This is a genomic window from Thermodesulfobacteriota bacterium (assembly GCA_035325995.1).
Lineage (GTDB): Bacteria > Desulfobacterota_D > UBA1144 > Nemesobacterales > UBA2774 > JADLGH01.
This window is the reverse complement of sequence record DAOKYU010000014.1, coordinates 25,361-44,540: the sequence shown is the minus strand read 5'-3', so window position 1 is coordinate 44,540 and position 19,180 is coordinate 25,361. Positions and strand designations below refer to the sequence as shown.

Here is a 19,180-nt window from a genome sequence, read left to right as displayed (position 1 = left end):
CCGGCAGAGTTCCTTAAATCCTGTCCCCGAATTACTTAACATCTACAGCAATGACTGGCAAAGTGACGAGCGGACTCACTTCGACGTGTTGAGGGCCACAGCCGCGCGGACGAGGGCCTTGAGCGCCTTTTCGTCGATCTCGTCGCCCTCGTGCAAGTCGATGGCGCGCCTGGTGTTGCCTTCGAGGCTCGAGTTGAAGAGGCCCGAAGGGTCTTCGAGCGAAGCGCCCCTGGCGAAGGTCATCTTCACGGCCTTCTTGTACGTCTCGCCGGTGCAGATTATTCCGGCGTGCGACCACACGGGAACGCCGCGCCACTTCCATTCCTCAACGACCTCGGGATCGGCCTCCTTGACGAGGGCGCGTATCCGGGCGAGAGTCTTGCCGCGCCAGTCGCCGAGCTCGTCGATTCGCGCGTCTATCAGCCGCGAGGGGGAGCCCGCTCCTTTCGTTTCCTTCGCGGCGCTCCTGGTTTTCTTCGGGGTTGTCGTCATTTTTCTCGTTGCCTCGATTTCGGGAACGCGCTACACGTGGGCGCTCACATGTGCTCTCCCGGCAATTCGCCGGCCTGCTTCACCCAGCCGGCGAACTGCTCTTCGTCGAGCGCACCCTCGTAGATGTCGAGGTAGCGCACTTCCGGGTGTTTCGACTTGCCGGGAGGGACGGGATGCAGCGACGTGCCGCGGAAGAACGTCACCTTTATGTACTTCGTGAAGCAGTGGAAGCTGAGGAACCAGCCCTCGCCCTCGAATCCGTAGAAGGGGGAGTTCCACTTCACTGCCTTGTACACGCCGGGGATTGTGCGCGTGACGATCTCGTCGAGGCGGCGTCCGACGCCCTGCTTCCAGCCCGGCATGGCGTCGATATAAGCCTGCACGGGGGCGTCGCCGTAGCCCTTGGGTATCCGGGGATTGCCGCCGGAGAGGAGTTTCGGCTGCCCCGAGTCGGCCTTCTTCGCAGCCCCCTCCGACTTCTTCGGCGTCTTTTTGGATGTCTTCCCGGCCAATACGTTTCTCCGGCTTATAGACTCGTATATATCGATGATACTCGATTTCAGGGATCATTCCAGCGAATAACCGCGAGGCCCACGGGCTCCGCCGCTCATTAAAGTTATCCCCGGCGACGTATGACACTGTAGACAGCGTCGTGCGCCGAGTTCCGGGGGACTTCACGAAAATCCAGTCTTACCAGGCGCTTAGAGCTTGAAAAAAGCGCAGGGGAGGCGCCTTTCTCGCGGCCGTTCCGACGGACACGGTGACCGGGCCTCAATCCACGATTAATTAACGGTGCGTCCAGATAATTCCTGTGATATTTTCTTCGTCTCGTAACATGCTGTGATTATGCAATATTCTGCCGGGATGAGGCAATTTTATCCCCTTAATAAAATACCTGGTTGACATCATTACGTAATGATGCTATAACTAGATACAGATGACAGCGGGAACGATACAGCAGAGAGCGAATCCGAATAGAATGCACCGAGGGTCGCTTTACATACCGGCCCTCCTTTATGAGAGACTGAGGCTCTATTCGTTCGTGTCGCGGAAGAGTCAGTCGAAGATAATCGAAGAGGCTATTTCCGATTATCTGGACCAAAACATGACGGGGAGTGAGTTCGACAATGTTCTGATGTACCGCAAGGACGCCGAATAAAGAGAAAATACCAACAATATCGTGGAGAGGATGGTGCGATGAAGGTAAGAGAGGTAATCAAGTTCCTTGTTGAGAACAATGGCTGGTATCTCGTCAGAATAAGCGGGAGCCACAGGCAGTTCAAGCTGCGCAGTAAACGATCCAGGCTTACTATAAACTGCAAGATGGACAAGGAACTCCCGGAAGGGGCCCTCTTCTATTCACTGAAGCACTGCTTCGATCACGAGGAAGTAACCCAGAAGGATCATTACGAAATTACTATAGAGCAGTCGCATAACTGTTTTTCGGCCTATTGTCCGGACCTGCCGGGATGCGTCGCCGTGGGCGATACGCTCGAAGAGACAAAGGAATTAATGCTCGACTCTTTGAGGCTTCACCTGGAAGGGCTAAGGCAGGACGGCGTTTTAGTGGCCGAGCCGGTGAATACGTCGGCGTTTTTCGAAATCAGGCAAGCCTCCTGATGTCGGCAGCTCCCTCTGTCTACGGGCTGCCGGCACCAGGGCGAGAAGCCCTGGAAGGCCGGTAAAGGTTTTACACAACATAGATAACCCCATACCCCCCCTTTAGAGCGTCAGGAATACGTTACGTATTCCTGACGCTCCCTTTTTTAGGGACGCTGGTCCAGCCAGGCAAAGACTTTAAGGCAGAGGAGAAGTTCGGTGCTTAGTTGGTAAGTGAGGTGCTAGATTTCTACCTTTGCTGGCCACACACGTACGTGTGATTTTCGGCGTAGCGCCGAAGTTCCTAAAATCACCTGAAGCGCGGCAGGTGAAATGGCGGAGTGCTGCTACTTCGATTGCGTGCGGCTGCGAGCCGCCGGGCCGGGGACACGTAGTGTCTTTTTCGACATAGCATAGAAGGTGCTAAAGTCACTTGAAGCGCGGCGGGTGGTAATAGCAAGGCTTTCGCTACTTCGGAATCCTGCACGCGAGGCGTGCAAAATCATCGTTCCTTCGCAAAATCCTCCAAATACTATACCCCCACCCTGACCCTCCCCCTGGGAGGGGGAGGGAAGAGTAAGGTAGGTCGGATTTTTAACGTTCATAAGCTCGATGTCTTCGGCGGGGCAAGTCTGGTGATTAAATGGAACAGACGACCGAGCGATGCTATGAATTTCAAATTCTGCTACGTCGATTTCCAGCACGCGTGGCGTGCGCGAATTTTGACGGCCCGGAGGGGTATTGCTGCGCTGCTTACGCAGCTTGCAATATTAAGGGATTCTCGACGTAGTATAGAAGTTGCTAAAACCACCTAAAGCGCGTCGGGTGATAGTAGCAATGCGCCGCCACTTCGATTGTCGGCGGACACGGTCCGTCTATTCCCTTCTTATCGTAAACCAGGCGACAAGAGCGGAGAGGAAGGACAGCGCGGCGGCCATGTAGATGACGAGGTCGAAGCCGGTGATGTAGGAGCTTTTCACCACAGCGGCAAGGACGGCGTGCGTCTCGGGGCCCACCGCGGGCGGAATCTCCGCACCGGCCATTTTTATCCTCTCGCCGGCGAGCATCTCGCGCACCTCGGGCGCTATCCGCGCGCGGTCGAGCTCCCTGTCGAGGCTGACGTTGAACGCGTGGAGAATGACGATGCCGAAGACGGCGATAGCCATGAGGCCGGCCATCCTCGAAACCGCGTTGTTAATGCCCGACGCCGTGCCCGACCATCTGACGTCGACTGCGTTCATCGCGGCCGTCGTAAGGGGCGCCACGCTGAGCGCGAGGCCGAGCCCGAGGAGGGCGACGCCCGGGAAGAACGTCGTGAAGTAGCTGCCGTCGCCGTGGAAGAGGGCGAGCGAAACGTAGCCGAGGCCCCCCGTAACCGTGCCCGCGACGAGCGGGAATTTCGCGCCGTATTTGTCCGTGAGCCCGCCCGCCCAGCGCGAGAGGACGAACATTATCGCGATTATCGGGAGCACCGTCGCCCCGGCCATGGTCGCCGAATAGCCGTAGACCTGTATCAGCGCGAACGGGAGAAAGAAGAATACCGCGCCGAGCGCGCCGTACATGAGGAGCGTGACGACGTTAGCGCCTGTGAACGTGCGCGAGGCGAAGAGCGAAAGAGGGATCATCGGGTTGTGCGATTTCTTTTCGATGCGGACGAACGCGGCCAACAGCAGCACGCCGAGTGCGAGCGAGCCCGCGACGACGGGGCTTTTGAAGCCGAGGTTGGCCGACTCTATCAGGCCGAAGACTATGCCGCCGAGCCCGAGCGTCGCAAGCGCCGCGCCGGTGAAGTCTATCTCCTTGTCGTGCGCGCCGCCCCTCGATTCGGGGACCCGCGCCGCGAGAACGGCCAGCACCACGGCCGCTATGGGGACGTTGATGAAGAATATCCACCGCCACGAGACGTGCTCGATCAGCCAGCCGCCGAGCACGGGGCCGACGGCGGTCGTTATCGCAGAGAAGGCGGACCACGTGCCTATCGCGCGGCCCCTTTCGCCCGGGCCGAAGCAGGCCGTGATTATCGCGAGGCTCCCGGGGATCAGCAGCGCGCCGCCCACGCCCTGGAGCGCGCGGAACGCGATGAGCTGGTGGACGGATTGAGAGAGGCCGCAGATTATGGATGCGGCGGCGAAGAGCGCAATGCCCGTGCCGTAGACGAGCTTTCGCCCGTACCTGTCGCCGAGCGCACCGCCGACGAGTATGAGGGCCGCGAGGAAGAGGGAGTAGGATTCCACCACCCACTGCACCTGCGTCAGCGTCGCGTCGAGCTTGTCCTGGAGCGCGGGGAGCGCGACGTTGATCGCAGTCCCGTCGATGTAGGCCATGCTCGAGCCGAGTATCGTCGCGGCAAGCACCCAGCGTCCCCGGGCTTTGCCGTCGGCCGGAGCGTCCGCCTCCTGTACATCCGACAGGGCCGGAGGCTTTCCGATAATTCCCATTAGCGGTTTATTAAAACATCGATTGATTGAAATGCAACACACGTAGTGTGTTTTCCGACGTAGCAGGGGATGTGCTTCGAATCACTGTTCGCGCGTCGGGTAATGAATGCGGCGGCATACTCCGGCTCGATTCAAGATGTATGTATTTCGACGGAATGTAAGGGTGCAGTGGAGGCTCTGCGTCCCGAACGCAGAGGCCGCCGTCATTCCTTGAAGTCGGGGACTCTTTCGATATACGCTTCGCCCTTGCCGCCCATGTAGGCTATCTCGCGGGTGCTCATGTCCACCCTGTAATGCGTGCATCCCGCAGCGGCTATGCCCCGGAGGAATTCCGTGTAGTTCGTTTCTTTCCTCTGGTTACGGAGTATCGCGTCCCTGACGCCTGCGGCGTCGAACACCGGATTCACTTCGAGCGTCACGAATCCCTCGGGCGCGGGCTCCGCCCACGACTCGCCCGAGCCGTGGTAGAAGATCTCGTGCGTCGATACCGACGTTTCGTAGTATTCCACTCCGGCGGCTTTCAGGGCGTTGAAAATTTTGGGGTAGGACCATTTCCCGGCCTTGCTCTTTACTGCTATTTCTTCGATCGTGTTTCGGTTGAACATTGTTAGGAGCCTCGGTTTGTCGTGAAGAATTTCGATATTGTGATGTGGCAGCGCGGCGGTGTCAATGGGTGCGCCGCTATTTTTCGTAGCTTTTAATCCGCTTCGGGAGGTGCACTCGTACGTATAAGTAGAGAGACGTTCAAGACCTCCTGAATAATGCGGCGCCGGGGGGAGCCCCATGAACCGGATTGGGGGCTCCCGGCGCCAATCAAAACCCGCACTCCTTATCCTCTTTGTTTTCCCTTCCCCGAAAGGGGAGGGGTTTATGGGAATGGTGGTGTTGCCGGTCAGTGCAGATCTAGCAAAGCGCTGCTACTTCGATTGTTTACTGCTGGGAGTTTCTATTAGCTAAAGGGGAAGTTCTATACTTAACTGGTAAGGTCGGTATAAGGCTTTCTACTTTTGACTGACCAAAAGTACACACGTATGTGTGTCTTTCGACGTAGCACCTTCGGAGGTTAGAAGCATCTGAAGCGCGAAAGGTGGTAATAGAAATGGGTTGCTACTTCGATTGCGTGCGGCTGCGAGCCGCCGGGCCGGGGACACGTAGTGTCTTTTTCGACATAGCATAGAAGGTGCTAAAGTCACCTGAAGCGCGTCAGGTGGTAATAGCAAGACTGCTGCTACTTCGGAATCCTGCACGCGAGGCGTGCAAAATCATCGTTCCTTCGCTAAATCCTCCAAATACTATACCCCCACCCTGACCCTCCCCCTGGGAGGGGGAGGGAAGAGTAAGGTAGGTCGGATTTTTAACGCTCATACACTCGATGTCTTCGGCGTGGCAAGGCTGGTGATTAAATAGAACGGACGACCGAGCAATGCTATGGATTTCCAAAGCTGCTACGTCGATATCCAGCACGCGTGGCGCACCGCTAGAGCCAGCGGCGGACGCGGGATTTGTAGGCCGTGTAGACGCCGCCGAACTTCTTTTCGAGATAGCGCTCCTCGCGCTGGATGACCCACTTCTGCATGACGGCGACGAATATCGGGACGGCAATCAGGAGCCAAAGGTTGTTGAGCAAAAACCCGCCGGCGGCGAGTATGAGCACCATGGAGAGATACATGGGGTTCCGGGTGACGCCATATATGCCGCCCGTGACGATGGCCGTCGCGGGTTTGCGGACGTCGATGTTCGTGCCGGCCTTTCCCATCTCCTTCATCGCGAGGGCGGTAATGAGAAAGGGGAGGGCTGCGAGGACGGCCCCCGTTACGTAGCGCGCATTTCCGCTTACGAACGGGAGGGCGTAAAACTGGTTTGCGAGGAGACCGCAGGCGACGAACCCGAGGAGTATGAGGGGCGGGAGGGCGAGCACGTCGGGGCGGTCGGCCCCCGGCGCACCGTGTGTGACGTTATTCATCTTCGCTGTCTGCGGGTCCGGGCCCCGGCTTGCCCGGGGGATCGTCCCGCCTTTCCTTGTATACGTGTTTGCCGCCGCGCCTCTTCATGATGACTTCGGCCAGGGCCTTGCGCTCGTCCTGGTCGAGCTCGAGGGCGAGGTCGCGCGCCGTGTCGGCGAACTCGTTCCCGAGCCTGTTCATGAGCGCGTGGAGCTCGGCGACTTTTTTATCGTAAAGCGCGGGGTCGAACTCGGGCGCAGAGAGAATCTCGAGGACCTCCCTTCGCCTCTCCCGTATTTCCTTCTTCGTCTCTTTTGTGTTCTCGCGGAGGGATTCCATAGCCCCTGTCACGAGGGCGCGCTTGTCGGGGGGGAAGTCCTTCAGGGCCTCGTCGATGTCGTGCCGCATGGAAAACTTCGCCCTGAACCCGTGGGAGTACGCGCCTATGACCACGCCGGCGAGGAGTATGTTGAGTATGATGGAAGCGGCGAAGATTATCTTGATGGCCTTACTCATAAATCCCCTCCTCGTAATAGAGGACGCCGGCGAGCTGGACGGAGTCGTCGTAGCCGGAATCGGAATAGTTGGCGAGGACGTAGCCCGCGGCTATGCCGAGGACCAGGAGGAGCGGGAGAGCGAACCGGGGGACGAACAGTGGAATGCCCGCGAATATGCCCGCGAGGAACCCGGGGCCTGCCTCGGAGGAGGACATGCTCTTCGCGCCCGACGCAGCCGATATGATGCGGGCCTCGAGCCCGGGCGAGGGCCCTTCCACCGTGCTTCGGGACAGGAGCGCCTCGAAGCGCAGCTCTTCGTCGAGGATGAACGCAAGCTCGGGCGACGACGCGAGGGCGGCCTCGGCCGCGGGCCTTACGCCCTCGGGCCACGCGCCTAGATCCGCGCCGTAGATGTCGATGTATTCGAGGAACCTGTTCTTATCCATGACGTGCCTCTTTGTGCCGGTAAATTCCCAGTTTCGTCCTGAGCGAGCCCTTGGCGCGCATGAGAAGCGATTCGAGCGCCTTCACGCTTATGCCCATGATGTCGGCGGCCTCCCTGTTCGTCACGCCTTCGTAAAAACAGAGGGCGAGGGCGAGACGCTGGGAATCGGGAAGGGACGACACGTGGGCGTCGAGTTCTTCCTTCGTCCGTTTCATCTCGACCATATCTTCGGCCGTGCCGCCCGGCGCGGGCGGGTCGTAGCCGTCTTCGAGCGGAAGGGGCGCGGGCTTCCTCTTCCTGTCGATACACGCGTTCGCGATTATCCTGTAAAACCACGTGGTGAATTTCGCTTTTCTGTCTTCGTCCCAGCTCGCTGGTTTCGTCCAGACGGTGAGGAAAGATTCCTGCACGATGTCCTCCGCCTCTTCCCTGTTAGACGTCATCCTGTAAGCGAGTCTGTAGAACCTGGGCGTGTGCCGCGCGACGAGCTCGGAGAAACAGGCCTTGTTACCTCCCCGTACCCCCGTCATGAGCTCTTCGTCGGTCAGCCCCTTGATCTCACTGCTCATGGTGAGTCCGGCTTCCGGGTCTTCCTTGTCACCCGTTACAGGATACCACCGGAACGGGCGGCTGAGAACGGAGAACCGGTTGTTCATCAGCGCCCGCTCACGAGGTGGATGTATAAAGGGGTATGCTCTTATTACTGATTCTCTGTCGGCTCGGCCGGCGGCTGAGGCTGATTCTTCTTCATCTGCTCGACGGAATCCTTAAGCTGCTGCTTCGCGCCGGACTTGTCGTACATGCGCTTGCCGTGATGCTTGTACTTGGCCTTTATCGCGTCGGCGAGAATCTGCCTCTCCTCTTGCGTGAGCTGAGGGGCGACTTCGGCTATGGCGTCGGAGAAAATCGTGAAGCGCTGGGCCATCAGCGTCTGGAGCTCTTCGGTCGCTTTTTTGTAGGCGGCTGCGTCGAACTCGGGCGCGGTGAGAATCGTTTTAACGTTCTCCATTGCGGCCTTGATGTCGTCTTTCTGGGTCATGCTCTCTTCCCTGGCCTTGTCGAGGGCGTTCACGACGAGCTCTTTCTTTTCAGGCGGGAGCTTGTCCAGGGTTTCCTGGTCGAGCCAGCCCTTGTGCTTGTAGCCTTCGCCGGCGTAAGCGCCTATCGCGGTAGAGAGTCCGAGTCCTAAAATCAAGAGATATGTGACTAATTTCTTCATTACTGCCTCCCTGAAATGTTTTAGCAGGCCTGCTTTTGAATGTATATACGTGCGAGGGCGGGAAAACCCTTCGGTGGAGCTCGAAAATTCTTCGGTACGAGCTAAAAAGGGAGCCGAAGCTCCCTTTTTGTTTCTTTTATTCGCTATGTTTTCTCGTGCCGGGTCAGGCCGCCGCTTTTCTCCGTCGAATAGCCAGGAGGCATATCACACCAAGCAGGCCCGCCATCGCTATAAGGCCCCATTCCGAAAGGGTGGGGATAGATCCTACAAAACCACATTCCTCGAATTCCTCGAAAAATACGATCGCGTCGAGCCCTAAAACCGTCTGCCCTATTACCGTTATGTTACCGTCCGGGATATTAATGGTAACGAGGTAACCCAGATCCTCCCCATTACCGAGAATATCCCCAGAATCTTTAAAGGAGCCGAACAATACGCCTGTCTCGGGATTAAAGTCCATGGCGTTAATCGCATTCGGCACATTGCCTACACTCGGGGGGATTACGGTGCCCGCGCCTGTAATGCGATTTAGTATAACCAGCCCGGTGGCGTCGATAGGTGTGCCAAATATGGTTGACGTTCCCGGCCGAACAGCCAGGCCGTTTCCACCGTCGGTGAATCCGGAAGGTCCTATCAGGGTTGCGACTCCGTTGTCTGGATTTATCAAATGAAGCCCTTCCGTATTGCCGCTGCAAGAATCCGAATAACCGTACAGAAGCCCCAAATCGCAGCTGAAAGCAATGTCGGGCATCCTGCTGCATTCGCCCGGATTACTAGAATTTCCCAGAATACCTATCAGGCTCCCGGCTCCTGTATCACTGTCTATCTCTATAAGCACCGCTGCATTACCATCTTCTGTATCGGCGTTCGCGGAGCCGACGAGACGGCCATCCGGCAGAATTTCGAGGCCCGTAACGCCGTTGAAACCGATGGGCCCGATCAAATTTGCGGCCCCGGTTTCGGGATCGATCGTGTACAGGCTGCTCGGCGCGTTGCCCGACGTCTGGCCGGTCGCGGCGCCGTATAAAACCTGGGCGTGCGACGCATCCGATGCGAACACGGATACCATTAAGACAATTACCAGATATATGAATGTTTGCATTCCCCTCTTCCTCCAGTGTGTAAATAAAGTTTAATGAAAACAGAAACTTCCGAGTTATAAAAGTTCTTCCGATTATTATTCACCAATAAGGATGATAATATATGCCGGGGGAAGTTGCAATACGGTTTCTCGCGACATAAATTCCCGTTTTATAGCCTTTCCGTGAATCACGATTCCGACGATTTGAAATGCCTTTTTCGGTAAGACCCCGGTTAAAGTCAGGCATCGATTATCCGGGTAAATTTATCTCGTATCCGGGGGTTGAATACTCATCTGGAACAAGGAGAATCGCTATGTCCAAGCCCATGCTCGTCATTGGAAACAAGAACTATTCGTCGTGGTCGCTAAGGCCGTGGCTTTTGCTGAAGCACCTCGGTGTGGATTTCGACGAGGTGCGTATACCGCTTTTCGTGGAGGGGATGAAGGAGCGCATACTCGAATACTCGCCCGCGGGGAAGGTGCCCGTTTACATCGACGGCGGCGCGGTCGTTTGGGAGTCGCTGGCGATAATGGAGTACCTCGCCGAGAGCCATCCGGGTGTCTGGCCCGCTGAAAGGGAGGCGCGGGCTGCGGCGCGGTCAGTCGCGGCCGAGATGCACGCAGGGTTCGCGGCGCTAAGGGACAAGATGCCGCACAACGCGAGGGCCGTCGGAAGGCAGATTACTGTAACGCCCGGCGTGGCGAAGGACGTCGAGCGCGTCATCGAGATATGGGAGACGTCGAGGCGGGGTTACGGGAGCGGCGGGCCGTGGCTGTTCGGGGCGTTCTCGGCTGCGGACGCGATGTACGCGCCTGTCGCGTTCAGGTTCCGCACGTACGGCGTCACGCCGTCCGGCCTCGCGGGGGAGTACATGCAAACCGTGCTCGCCGACCGGCACATGCAGGACTGGCTCCGCGCCGGTGAGGAGGAAACGGAGGTGCTGGAGTTTAACGAGGTGGGGAGGTAAGCCGGGAATTAAACCTGCCGGGGGGTGGACGTGCCCATGTCAAATGGATGGTAGTTGCAGCTGGTTTCAAAGCTCGGAGCCGAGTTGTGTCCATCGAATCCGGATTCTTCATTGGAAATCCTCTGCTTGCTGTTTTGTCTCTGAAATGTTACAATTTGGTGACAAGATATACCTCAGGAATGTCATGCAATCTATTGAGAATAAAATAAAAAAAAGACTTTATGAGGCTGGTAGGGGTTCGGTATTTTCCAAGAAAGATTTTTCCAGTCTGGGTCAGCATAAAACTATTGATAAAGCTCTAAGCAGGCTACTAGCTGACGGCTTTATTCGCAGGGTAATACCGGGCATTTACGACTATCCAAAATTCAGCGAGCTGCTAAAACGTGAGATGAGTCCGGATATCGATCAGGTTGCCCGTGCGCTGGCGCGTAAATTCGGCTGGTCGATACAGGTTTCCGGGAATACTGCTTTAAACGTCCTCGGGCTTTCGACACAGGTCCCGGCAAAATACCTTTATTACAGTAACGGCAGGAGCAGGGCGTATAAAATCGGAAATATCGAGCTCGAATTCAAGAAAACGGCTCTTAGCGATATTGGGTTCAAATATTCCGAGAGCGATCTCGTCGTCCAGGCGGTTAAGGCCCTGGACAAGAAAACGCTGACTGAAAATGAGAAGCAGAAAATAAGGGATTATTTCAGCCCGGAAAAGCACGCCCGGATATTGAAAGACACTCGATACACGACGAGCTGGGTCTACGAAGTTATCAAGTCGGTTTTTAAAAATCAAACATGAAGAAAGTCGCTGCGTTCAGCCCGGCGGAGCTCGCGGAAATTTTCAGTGAGACGGCTGCGGAGAAGGGGATGACTCCGGCCGCCGCGGAAAAGGATTTCTGGCTGTGCCGGGTGCTAATGATTATATTCGAGCATCCGGACCTCTCCCCTATTCTCAGGCTCAAGGGCGGGACGAGCCTTTCGAAATGCTACGGTATTACGGATAGATTTTCCGAGGATATAGACCTCGTCCTCGACTGGACCGTGCTGACCGGCGAAGACCCGGTGAAGAAAAGCAAGACGCGGCAAGACAGATTTAACAAAGCACTCAATGACCTTGCCGCTGAATATATAAGGAAGGAGATACTGCCGGCCCTCGAAAACGGCATCGATCCCACGTGCAGCGCGGAAGTCGATGCGAACGATAGCCTGATTATCGACGTCGGATATCCGAAGGCGTTCGATAACGAGTACCTGAGGCCGGTGATAAGGCTCGAAATCGGGCCGCTCGCGGCAATGGTCCCCTCGGGGAAGCTCCCGGTAAGGCCTTATGCGGCGGAGGCGCTGCCGGACTTGTTCGAAGCGCCGGAGGTTCCTGTCGAAACGATCAAAGCCGAGCGGACGTTCTGGGAAAAAGTGACCATTCTTCATGCCGAAGCGCACAGGCCGGAGGGCAGGGCGCAGCAAGACCGTTATTCGCGGCATTATTATGACGTTTACAGGATGCTGGACAGTGAAGCCGGGATAAACGCTGTTAGCGACGAAAAGCTTCTTGCCGATGTCGTATCGTTCAAGGCCCGTTTTTATCCCTCCGGATGGGCGAATTACGAGTCTGCGGTTAAGGGAACGTTAAAGCTGGTTCCTGGCGGTGAAATGTTAAAGAGATTGAAAGTGGATTACGGACAGATGAGGGAAATGATATTCGGGGACTATACGGATTTCGATTCAATTATCGAGAGATTAGCGGAGTTCGAAGCCGGTTTTAACGGAAAGTATGCATGATTTTTCGGCTTGCCGACGACTGTCGTGAATTACACCTTCTATTTAATCTATGTTTACTTCCGGCCCTTTGCTATATCCTTCAAATATGTCTTCCAACCAAAATCGCGGATCAAAACTTAAGCGCGTTGCGCTCGTAATCCTCGTGCTCGCTGCGGTGAATGCGGGGCTTCACGTCGTATTCGCCGGGATGACGGAGGAGGAAGGGGCGTACGCCGTTTCGCACAGGGGCGCGGCGGCCCTGGCGCCCGAGAACACCCTCGCTGCCGTTGCCGCGGGCGTTGCGTCGGGCGCGCCGTACGTCGAGATAGACGTGCGCGCAACCTCGGACGGCGCGCTCGCCGTCATGCACGACAGCACCGTGGACAGGACGACGGACGGTAAGGGGAAGGTCGGCGAGCTCGCATGGGATTACGTGAAGACACTAGACGCGGGCGGCGGCTTCTCGCCTGAATTTAAGGGCGAGCCCGTACCCAACCTGGCGAGCGTCCTCCGGTACATGAAGGGGAAGGGCTCGGCCCTCGTCGTCGAGGCCAAGTGGCCCCGCGACTGGCCGGGCGGCGACAAGACGTTCTTCGACACGCTACGCGAGCATGGCATGGAGCGGAGGGTCGTCGTTATATCTTTCGACACGGGCTGGATAAAGGGCCTGACTAGGATGCTTCCGAATACGTCCCTCGGCCTCCTCTACATATACCCGTACAGCGTACCGCCGGCGGGTGAGGTGGAATATGTCAGCATATTCTGGCCGTCGCTCGTGCTCGACCCGTCGCTCGCGTGGAGGATGAAGCGGGCCGGGCATACCGTCTGGGCGTGGAACGTGAACAGCGAAATTCTCGCGCGCTTCCTCGCGTGGAAGGGAGTGGAGGGGATAACGATCGACGACCCGGGGGTGATGAATCGTCGATGGTGAGGGAGGGCGTATGGTGGCGCGGAGTGAATATGCGTGTGGAGTAAAGATGGAATGCGTAAGGATAGATTTCTCCTGTGGTCGAAATGACAGCATAAAGACCAGGTCTGAAACTAGTTTCCGGCTTCGCCTCGGACTTCGCCAGAGCTACGTCGGACATGCCGACCGATAAAAAGGCTCCGACCGACAGGAAAACTATGCCGGACAGGCAGTATGACAAATTATAAAGACTGGATTCCGGCATGCGTGGCATGCGGAAATGACATGGCGGTAATAAATGTGCATAATGTCGATATCGAGCTAAAGAAGGAATTACGCACGTGACTAACGGGGATGCGAAGATAGACGCCGCGCTCGACGGACCCGAGCCGGGCGGCGACGCGCACGAGGACGTTGCAAGCACGTCCCGGAGTAGGAGGCCCGCCGGGGGACTCACCCCGATCATGGGCGGGGCAGTGGCGGCTGCGGCGCGGATGGAGGCGTTCGCTCTCGGTATTAACCCCGCGCCGAAGCTCCCGTTTTGCACCGTGAGGGAGCTGGCAAAGATGTTCCTGGAAGAGGGCCGCGCCGAGGGGGTGCGCGGCGACGTCGCGTGGGCGCAGACACTGTATGAAACGGGCTATTTCAACTACGGCCGGATTGTCATGCCCGACATGAACAACTACGCGGGTATAGGCGCGATTTACGAAGACAGGCCCGGGTACGGTGCGCGGTTCGATACGCCGAGGCTCGGCGTGCGCGCGCAGGTGCAGCATCTGAAAGCGTACGCCACGGACGGGCCGCTCAACGGGCAGTGCGTCGATCCGCGCTTTCACCTCGTCCTGCGCGGCTCGGCGCCCTACGCCGAATGGCTCGGGGCGGCCGACAATCCCTCCGGCAGGGGATGGGCCTTTCCGGGGGGCGGGTACGGCGCACACATTGTGGCCATACTCGGGCGGATGCTGGAGGGGTAGGGGTAATAGCAATTATTTGCCACTTCGAAAGTCAGGGGGCACGGTCCGCCGGTGGCCTTGCGGGGGAAGTTCCGAGTTGAGTGGTAAGTGCTGAGAAAGTGTTTTCTACTTTTGCTTGACCAAAAGTAGCACACACGTAGTGTGTTTCTCGACGAATCACATTCGGAGGCATATGCATCGGAAGCGCGTTTGGAGGTGATAGCGGAAGGCAGCTACTTCGATTTCCTGCGCACGTGGTGCGCCGGGCCGGGGACACGTAGTGTCTTTTTCGACATAGCATAGAAGGTGCTAAAGTCACTTGAAGCGCGTCAGGTGGTAATAGCAAGACTGCTGCTACTTCGGAATCCTGCACGCGAGGCGTGCAAAATCATCGTTCCTTCGCAAAATCCTCCAAATACTATACCCCCACCCTGACCCTCCCCCTGGGAGGGGGAGGGAAGAGTAAGGTAGGTCGGATTTTTAACGCTCATCCACTCGATGTCTTCGACGTGGCAAGGCTGGTGGTTAAATGGAACAGACGACCGGGCGTTGCTATGAATTTCCAAGTCGGCTACGTCGGATTCCAGCACGCGAGGCGTGGACACGTAGTGTCGTTTTCGACGTAGCACCGAAGTTGCTAAAATCACCGGAAGCGCGTCGGGTGGTTTTAGCATAATGCTGCTGCTTCGAAAGTCATCGAACGTGGCGCGCATTCGGAATCCCATGCGCAGGCAGGAGTATCGAAATGACAGTGGCTTAATCGGGGCGCATAATACCCGCATAATACGAAATCAGGAGGAACGGCATGGCGGAAAGGGACATTAGAATCGTGTTGATAAAGGGGAGCGTGAGGCCGGGGAATTATACGTCGATGGCGGCGGCGCTCGTGCTGGACGAGCTCGGGAAGCAGGAGGGTGTGAGCGTGGAAGTCATCGACCCGGGGGTGCTCGACCTTTCGCCCCCGGGGATGGACGAGGGCAAGCCCGACCCCGAGCGTATAAGGAAGATCGTGAAGGAGGCGACGGGGATGGTGCTCGCGACGCCCGAGTATCACGGGAGCTTTTCGAGCACGATGAAGCTCGTCATAGAGAACCTCGGCTTCCCGTCCGTCATGTCGGGAAAGCCCGTCGCGCTGCTCGGTGTGGCGGCGGGATCGATCGGCGCAATAAAGTCGCTCGAAAGCCTGGGGAGCGTGTGCCAGCACGTGGGGGCGATAGTGATGCCGGGGCCCGTTTCCGTCGCGAACGTGAGGGAGGTGTTCGACGAGGACGGGAACTGCCTCGTCCCGGCCGTCGAGGCAAGGGTGCGCTCAGTCGCGACGAATCTTATACATTACATCGAGGACAACATCTGCCCGAGGGTATCGCTCGAAGCCTTCGTCAGGGAGAAGGAGATGGCGGAGGAAGGGGCGAGGATGTGAGGGAGTGCCCCGCGGATTGAAAGTCGGTTGCTCTCTCGGAGGCGGCCTCCCTTCTGCCGGAATGACCCCTCATGCGGCGGTGCATCGTATGGCCGTGCGTTGATCGCTTATTCTTTAATATTTGCCGAATGAGGTCCGGGGGTCGTAAACAGGTATAAAATTATGGGAGCATACATCCGCGCCGGGTAATCAGGGGGGAACGCGGGTGCAGCGAGAAGCCCGAAAGGAGGGAGACATGTACAATTATTTCACCAGGTCAGTTCTATTGATTGCGCTTAGCTTTGGCATCGGCGGGGCGCTCGCCGGCTGCATGCAGAATCAAACGCCGCCGCCACCGCCCGGGCCGCCGCCGGGATACATGGGGAGCGTAGCCGAATTCGACATTAATACCGCGACCGAAGAGGACATCGCCAACGCCTTGAGGGCGGACGGACGCGTCATAATCAGCGGCGGTGTGCTGTTCGCATTCGACAGCGCCGAAATAAACCCGAACGCCATGGAGCTCGTCGGCAAGCTGGCCAACGTGATGCAGCAGCATCCGGACCTGAACGTCGCCGTCGTCGGATACACGGACAACACCGGCAACTTCAACTACAATATCAAGCTGTCGGAGCGCCGCGCCAACGCCATCGTGAAGCAGCTCGTCAGGGACGGGGTGTCGCCGGACAGGCTGGCCGGTGTGGGTGTAGGGCCGCTGAGCCCGATCGCGTCCAACGATACCGAGGAAGGCCGCGCGCAGAACAGGCGCGTCGAGTTCGTGCTGATACGCTGAGGGGGAATATAAACTAATACGGGAATTTCATCGAGGCCCGGTTCTCCGGGCCTCGTTTACCGGCCTGAGAAAAGGCAGGTTGTTGCCGCTCTTTTAAGAGCGCATTCCTGTTTCCGGCCTCAGGTCTTTTTAAAGAGGGCGTATATGTAGGGCCTTTCCGCGCCCGAGGGCGTATGATACAGGTGGTCGAACGAGTCGATGAGGTCGTAGCCCTCGCCCAGAAAATCCGAGAGAGATTTTACATCGTAATTCCTTACGTCGAGGCCGCTGCATTTCCTGGCCCCCGTTAAGGAAAACGCCGCGACGATTACGTAGCCCCCGCTCCTTATCGCCCTGTCGAGGACGCCGAAGTAAGTCTCGCGGTCTTTCTCCCCGGTCAGGAAATGGAGAAGCGCCCTGTCGTGCCATAGCGCGACGCCGCTCAGGCCGGCCATGTGCGCGGGCTTCGTAACGTCGTCCACGATCCACCTGACCCTGCCGCTCTTCTCGGGCCCGAGTCGTTCCCTGAGCTTCCCGAGCGCCGTTTCGCTTATGTCGACGGCTGTGACGTTCCCGTAGCCTTCGTCGAGAAGATAGTCGATTAGCTTCGACGCTCCCGCGCCGACGTCGAGAACCGGATCGTCTTTTCCGAGGCCGCATTTCGATACCAGCCTTATCGAGGGCTCCGAGGCCGTTTCGTACCAGCCCAGCTCGGTCACCTCTTTCGCGGAGTATGCCCTGTTCCAATGGTTCTTCATGTCTGCGTTCATGTCTCGTTCCTTCTTCGCGGGGAGCCGCGCCCCGGAGGTATCACAGCAGATCGAGCTGGCCGGTTTTGAGCTCGTTCGGCAGGCGGTCGGCGGCGGTGTACTGCACCTTCCACGCGATGATTTCTTTCCTTTCTACAGGCGGCAGGCCCTCGACCGGCAGTACTTTCGTGTGACCCTTGTGGTTAAAGAAGTGGGCGTTGCCGTCCTTTACGCCGGAGAGTATCCAGAAGCGGCGGTTTATCGTTACGCCGTAGACCTTGCGCGTCTCAGGCACGGGGGGTTACCACCCCCACCGGGGATTGCTTCTCATGGGGTTATAGGATACTCGAAGGAGGGGATATAAAAACGGGGGGTGGAAATGAGGTGGATACAGGGAGAAGGAGAAAATTCTTGATGGATTGCTTGCGGAGGTGGATTCCCGATTAAGGCACTCGGGAATGACAGGCAAAAGAGATTTCTCACTGTTTTAATTTGAGGTATTTCCGAGCAGTACCGGATATGCTTTCATGCAATCGGCCGAGGGCGTCCGATTCCTCGCTCGCTCGGAATCGTTGCTCGAAATGACAGGTCAAAGGTGACTCTCTCCCACTAGGGGGAGAGGGAAGTTTTGTGAGGACCTGTGCTTCTTTGCAATCAGCCCGGGCCGGGCGTAACCTGCGGCGGCGCGGCCGGGGCAGCCAGTGCAGGCTCGGGTTCTTTCACTTCGAGGGTAGGGTGACCCAAAGCGGTTTTGTCGCCGGCTTCGTATTTGGCGATGCGCTCGGCGCAGATGGGATCGTCGTCCGCCCATTTCTTGTCGAAGTTGTATTTCTCCGTGCAGAGGTCGAGCGGTGGAAGGCCGGCCTTCTCGCGCTCGAGATTGGTCTCGTTGAACTGCTCTATGAAGCTTTCCTTGGCCTGGCGCGTCTTGCTGGATTTGTAAACGGCTGCGCCTATAATGGTCGGTATGCACCCCGTTGCGAGAACAAGCAGCGGGATGAATAGAACTATCCCTTTCTTCATTGAATATCCCCCCTCTTTATAGCCATGCGGCTAGCGCACGGCTGTGAATAGGAGGTAGTATAAATAATTATATTATGTTGTAAAGAGAATAAATGGATTGTATATATTGAACATATTGGCGAATTGAGGATTTCTTCACCGGCTTGGGTTTGAGGAGTGTGGGCTCTTTGGCAAGGGGAATGCGGCGGGAGGATATAGCGAGGCGGCGGGGTTGGCGGCCTTGCGGGGGACGTTCTGTAGTAGCTGGTAGATATGAAGAAAGGGTTCTTTACTTTTCCTAGATGAAAAGTAGCACACACGTAGTGTCTTTTTCGACATAGCATAGAAGGTGCTAAAGTCACTTGAAGCGCGTCAGGTGGTAATAGCAAGACTGCTGCTACTTCGGAATCCTGCACGCGAGGCGTGCAAAATCATCGTTCCTTCGCTAAATCCTCCAAATACTATACCCCCACCCTGACCCTCCCCCTGGGAGGGGGAGGGAAGAGTAAGGTGGGTCGGATTTTTAACGCTCATCCACTCGATGTCTTCGGCGGGGCAAGGCTGGTGATTAAATGGAACAGACGACCGAGCGATGCTATGAATTTCAAATTCTGCTACGGCGAATTCCGGCACGCGTGGCGTGGACACGTAGTGTCGTTTTCGGCATAGCGCGGGAGGTGCCGAGATCACCTGAAGCGCGGCAGGTGTCAAGGGCAGAGCGCTGCCACTTCGATTGTCTGCGGACACAGTCCGCACGGCCCGGAGGGGTATTGCTGCGCTGCTTACGCAGCTTGCAATATTATGATTTAGGGAGCCCTCAGTTTGTCATTCCCTAATGCTTGCTTGTCGGTCGAAGCCTTGGTGAAGTCCGAGGCGGAGTCCGATATAGGGAATCCAGCACGTCACGCGTGCATGAATCCGATGTCGCGGCACCGCCGCGACACAAACCATCAGTCATCCTGAA

22 protein-coding genes are annotated in these 19,180 nt (G+C 57.2%); 9 read left to right on the top strand and 13 right to left on the bottom strand.

What is annotated here, in order from left to right; translation table 11 throughout:
- Positions 1–75: 75 nt before the first annotated feature.
- Both PKC29_14105 and PKC29_14100 read right to left on the bottom strand, forming a co-directional pair.
- Positions 76–492: a DUF1801 domain-containing protein gene (locus PKC29_14105; GenBank protein HML96553.1), complete on the bottom strand. Its 417-nt coding sequence runs from the start codon at positions 490–492 to the stop codon at positions 76–78.
- Between the two features lie 44 nt (positions 493–536).
- On the bottom strand, positions 537–1,004 hold the full coding sequence (locus tag PKC29_14100) for a DUF1801 domain-containing protein (protein HML96552.1): 468 nt from the start codon (positions 1,002–1,004) through the stop codon (positions 537–539).
- Between the two features lie 467 nt (positions 1,005–1,471).
- Here PKC29_14100 and PKC29_14095 point away from each other — a divergent pair, with 467 nt between their 5' ends.
- Complete coding sequence (locus tag PKC29_14095; GenBank protein ID HML96551.1) at positions 1,472–1,651, top strand: hypothetical protein; 180 nt, start codon at positions 1,472–1,474, stop codon at positions 1,649–1,651.
- Between the two features lie 38 nt (positions 1,652–1,689).
- Positions 1,690–2,112: a type II toxin-antitoxin system HicA family toxin gene (locus PKC29_14090; protein ID HML96550.1), complete on the top strand. Its 423-nt coding sequence runs from the start codon at positions 1,690–1,692 to the stop codon at positions 2,110–2,112.
- Between the two features lie 854 nt (positions 2,113–2,966).
- Here the strand turns inward: PKC29_14090 and PKC29_14085 are convergent.
- The 8 genes from PKC29_14085 to PKC29_14050 all read right to left on the bottom strand — a co-directional run bounded on the left by PKC29_14085 (position 2,967) and on the right by PKC29_14050 (position 9,735).
- Positions 2,967–4,529, bottom strand: a complete 1,563-nt coding sequence (locus PKC29_14085) for an MFS transporter (protein HML96549.1) — start codon at positions 4,527–4,529, stop codon at positions 2,967–2,969.
- 203 nt (positions 4,530–4,732) lie between these two features.
- Entirely contained in the window at positions 4,733–5,134 is a 402-nt protein-coding gene (locus tag PKC29_14080) for a DUF1398 family protein (GenBank protein ID HML96548.1), read from the bottom strand.
- An 872-nt stretch (positions 5,135–6,006) separates the two neighbouring features.
- A complete protein-coding gene (locus PKC29_14075; GenBank protein HML96547.1) occupies positions 6,007–6,492 on the bottom strand; it encodes an isoprenylcysteine carboxylmethyltransferase family protein in 486 nt (161 codons plus the stop codon).
- Complete coding sequence (locus tag PKC29_14070; protein HML96546.1) at positions 6,485–6,988, bottom strand: periplasmic heavy metal sensor; 504 nt, start codon at positions 6,986–6,988, stop codon at positions 6,485–6,487. Before PKC29_14070 ends, PKC29_14075 begins: the two co-directional genes overlap by 8 nt.
- A complete protein-coding gene (locus PKC29_14065) occupies positions 6,981–7,415 on the bottom strand; it encodes a hypothetical protein (GenBank protein ID HML96545.1) in 435 nt (144 codons plus the stop codon). Before PKC29_14065 ends, PKC29_14070 begins: the two co-directional genes overlap by 8 nt.
- Positions 7,408–8,070, bottom strand: coding sequence for a sigma-70 family RNA polymerase sigma factor (locus tag PKC29_14060; GenBank protein ID HML96544.1), 663 nt, complete (start codon positions 8,068–8,070; stop codon positions 7,408–7,410). The genes PKC29_14065 and PKC29_14060 overlap by 8 nt, the downstream gene beginning before the upstream one ends.
- A gap of 44 nt (positions 8,071–8,114) precedes the next feature.
- Positions 8,115–8,633: a periplasmic heavy metal sensor gene (locus PKC29_14055; protein ID HML96543.1), complete on the bottom strand. Its 519-nt coding sequence runs from the start codon at positions 8,631–8,633 to the stop codon at positions 8,115–8,117.
- Between the two features lie 163 nt (positions 8,634–8,796).
- The gene (locus PKC29_14050; protein HML96542.1) at positions 8,797–9,735 is read right to left on the bottom strand and encodes an IPTL-CTERM sorting domain-containing protein; all 939 of its coding nucleotides are present in this window, start codon (positions 9,733–9,735) and stop codon (positions 8,797–8,799) included.
- Positions 9,736–10,028: 293 nt separating this feature from the next.
- Here PKC29_14050 and PKC29_14045 point away from each other — a divergent pair, with 293 nt between their 5' ends.
- From PKC29_14045 to PKC29_14015, 7 genes are all read left to right on the top strand, one after another.
- A complete protein-coding gene (locus PKC29_14045; protein HML96541.1) occupies positions 10,029–10,682 on the top strand; it encodes a glutathione S-transferase family protein in 654 nt (217 codons plus the stop codon).
- Positions 10,683–10,866: 184 nt separating this feature from the next.
- On the top strand, positions 10,867–11,475 hold the full coding sequence (locus PKC29_14040; protein HML96540.1) for a DUF6088 family protein: 609 nt from the start codon (positions 10,867–10,869) through the stop codon (positions 11,473–11,475).
- Entirely contained in the window at positions 11,472–12,455 is a 984-nt protein-coding gene (locus PKC29_14035; protein ID HML96539.1) for a nucleotidyl transferase AbiEii/AbiGii toxin family protein, read from the top strand. The genes PKC29_14040 and PKC29_14035 overlap by 4 nt, the downstream gene beginning before the upstream one ends.
- An 85-nt stretch (positions 12,456–12,540) precedes the next feature.
- The gene (locus PKC29_14030; protein ID HML96538.1) at positions 12,541–13,365 is read left to right on the top strand and encodes a glycerophosphodiester phosphodiesterase family protein; all 825 of its coding nucleotides are present in this window, start codon (positions 12,541–12,543) and stop codon (positions 13,363–13,365) included.
- Between the two features lie 317 nt (positions 13,366–13,682).
- A complete protein-coding gene (locus tag PKC29_14025) occupies positions 13,683–14,315 on the top strand; it encodes a glucosaminidase domain-containing protein (GenBank protein ID HML96537.1) in 633 nt (210 codons plus the stop codon).
- A gap of 784 nt (positions 14,316–15,099) precedes the next feature.
- Positions 15,100–15,714 carry an NAD(P)H-dependent oxidoreductase gene (locus tag PKC29_14020; protein ID HML96536.1) on the top strand — a complete coding sequence of 205 codons (615 nt, stop codon included), beginning with the start codon at positions 15,100–15,102 and terminating at the stop codon, positions 15,712–15,714.
- A 235-nt stretch (positions 15,715–15,949) separates the two neighbouring features.
- Positions 15,950–16,486, top strand: a complete 537-nt coding sequence (locus PKC29_14015; protein ID HML96535.1) for an OmpA family protein — start codon at positions 15,950–15,952, stop codon at positions 16,484–16,486.
- Between the two features lie 119 nt (positions 16,487–16,605).
- Here PKC29_14015 and PKC29_14010 read toward each other — a convergent pair whose 3' ends face one another.
- From PKC29_14010 to PKC29_14000, 3 genes are all read right to left on the bottom strand, one after another.
- Positions 16,606–17,235: a class I SAM-dependent methyltransferase gene (locus PKC29_14010; GenBank protein HML96534.1), complete on the bottom strand. Its 630-nt coding sequence runs from the start codon at positions 17,233–17,235 to the stop codon at positions 16,606–16,608.
- 40 nt (positions 17,236–17,275) lie between these two features.
- Entirely contained in the window at positions 17,276–17,509 is a 234-nt protein-coding gene (locus tag PKC29_14005; GenBank protein ID HML96533.1) for a hypothetical protein, read from the bottom strand.
- Between the two features lie 359 nt (positions 17,510–17,868).
- Positions 17,869–18,237 (bottom strand): hypothetical protein, encoded by a 369-nt coding sequence (locus tag PKC29_14000; protein HML96532.1) that lies wholly within the window; start codon positions 18,235–18,237, stop codon positions 17,869–17,871.
- Between the last annotated feature and the right edge of the window lie 943 nt (positions 18,238–19,180).

What these genes read in the sequence shown, in the direction of transcription:
- PKC29_14105 (HML96553.1), bottom strand. Translation starts at nt 492, where the DNA reads ATGACGACAACCCCGAAGAAAACCAGGAGCGCCGCGAAGGAAACGAAA.
- PKC29_14095 (HML96551.1), top strand. Translation starts at nt 1,472, where the DNA reads ATGCACCGAGGGTCGCTTTACATACCGGCCCTCCTTTATGAGAGACTG.
- PKC29_14090 (HML96550.1), top strand. Translation starts at nt 1,690, where the DNA reads ATGAAGGTAAGAGAGGTAATCAAGTTCCTTGTTGAGAACAATGGCTGG.
- PKC29_14085 (HML96549.1), bottom strand. Translation starts at nt 4,529, where the DNA reads ATGGGAATTATCGGAAAGCCTCCGGCCCTGTCGGATGTACAGGAGGCG.
- PKC29_14080 (HML96548.1), bottom strand. Translation starts at nt 5,134, where the DNA reads ATGTTCAACCGAAACACGATCGAAGAAATAGCAGTAAAGAGCAAGGCC.
- PKC29_14075 (HML96547.1), bottom strand. Translation starts at nt 6,492, where the DNA reads ATGAATAACGTCACACACGGTGCGCCGGGGGCCGACCGCCCCGACGTG.
- PKC29_14070 (HML96546.1), bottom strand. Translation starts at nt 6,988, where the DNA reads ATGAGTAAGGCCATCAAGATAATCTTCGCCGCTTCCATCATACTCAAC.
- PKC29_14065 (HML96545.1), bottom strand. Translation starts at nt 7,415, where the DNA reads ATGGATAAGAACAGGTTCCTCGAATACATCGACATCTACGGCGCGGAT.
- PKC29_14060 (HML96544.1), bottom strand. Translation starts at nt 8,070, where the DNA reads ATGAACAACCGGTTCTCCGTTCTCAGCCGCCCGTTCCGGTGGTATCCT.
- PKC29_14055 (HML96543.1), bottom strand. Translation starts at nt 8,633, where the DNA reads ATGAAGAAATTAGTCACATATCTCTTGATTTTAGGACTCGGACTCTCT.
- PKC29_14050 (HML96542.1), bottom strand. Translation starts at nt 9,735, where the DNA reads ATGCAAACATTCATATATCTGGTAATTGTCTTAATGGTATCCGTGTTC.
- PKC29_14045 (HML96541.1), top strand. Translation starts at nt 10,029, where the DNA reads ATGTCCAAGCCCATGCTCGTCATTGGAAACAAGAACTATTCGTCGTGG.
- PKC29_14040 (HML96540.1), top strand. Translation starts at nt 10,867, where the DNA reads ATGCAATCTATTGAGAATAAAATAAAAAAAAGACTTTATGAGGCTGGT.
- PKC29_14035 (HML96539.1), top strand. Translation starts at nt 11,472, where the DNA reads ATGAAGAAAGTCGCTGCGTTCAGCCCGGCGGAGCTCGCGGAAATTTTC.
- PKC29_14030 (HML96538.1), top strand. Translation starts at nt 12,541, where the DNA reads ATGTCTTCCAACCAAAATCGCGGATCAAAACTTAAGCGCGTTGCGCTC.
- PKC29_14020 (HML96536.1), top strand. Translation starts at nt 15,100, where the DNA reads ATGGCGGAAAGGGACATTAGAATCGTGTTGATAAAGGGGAGCGTGAGG.
- PKC29_14015 (HML96535.1), top strand. Translation starts at nt 15,950, where the DNA reads ATGTACAATTATTTCACCAGGTCAGTTCTATTGATTGCGCTTAGCTTT.
- PKC29_14010 (HML96534.1), bottom strand. Translation starts at nt 17,235, where the DNA reads ATGAACGCAGACATGAAGAACCATTGGAACAGGGCATACTCCGCGAAA.
- PKC29_14000 (HML96532.1), bottom strand. Translation starts at nt 18,237, where the DNA reads ATGAAGAAAGGGATAGTTCTATTCATCCCGCTGCTTGTTCTCGCAACG.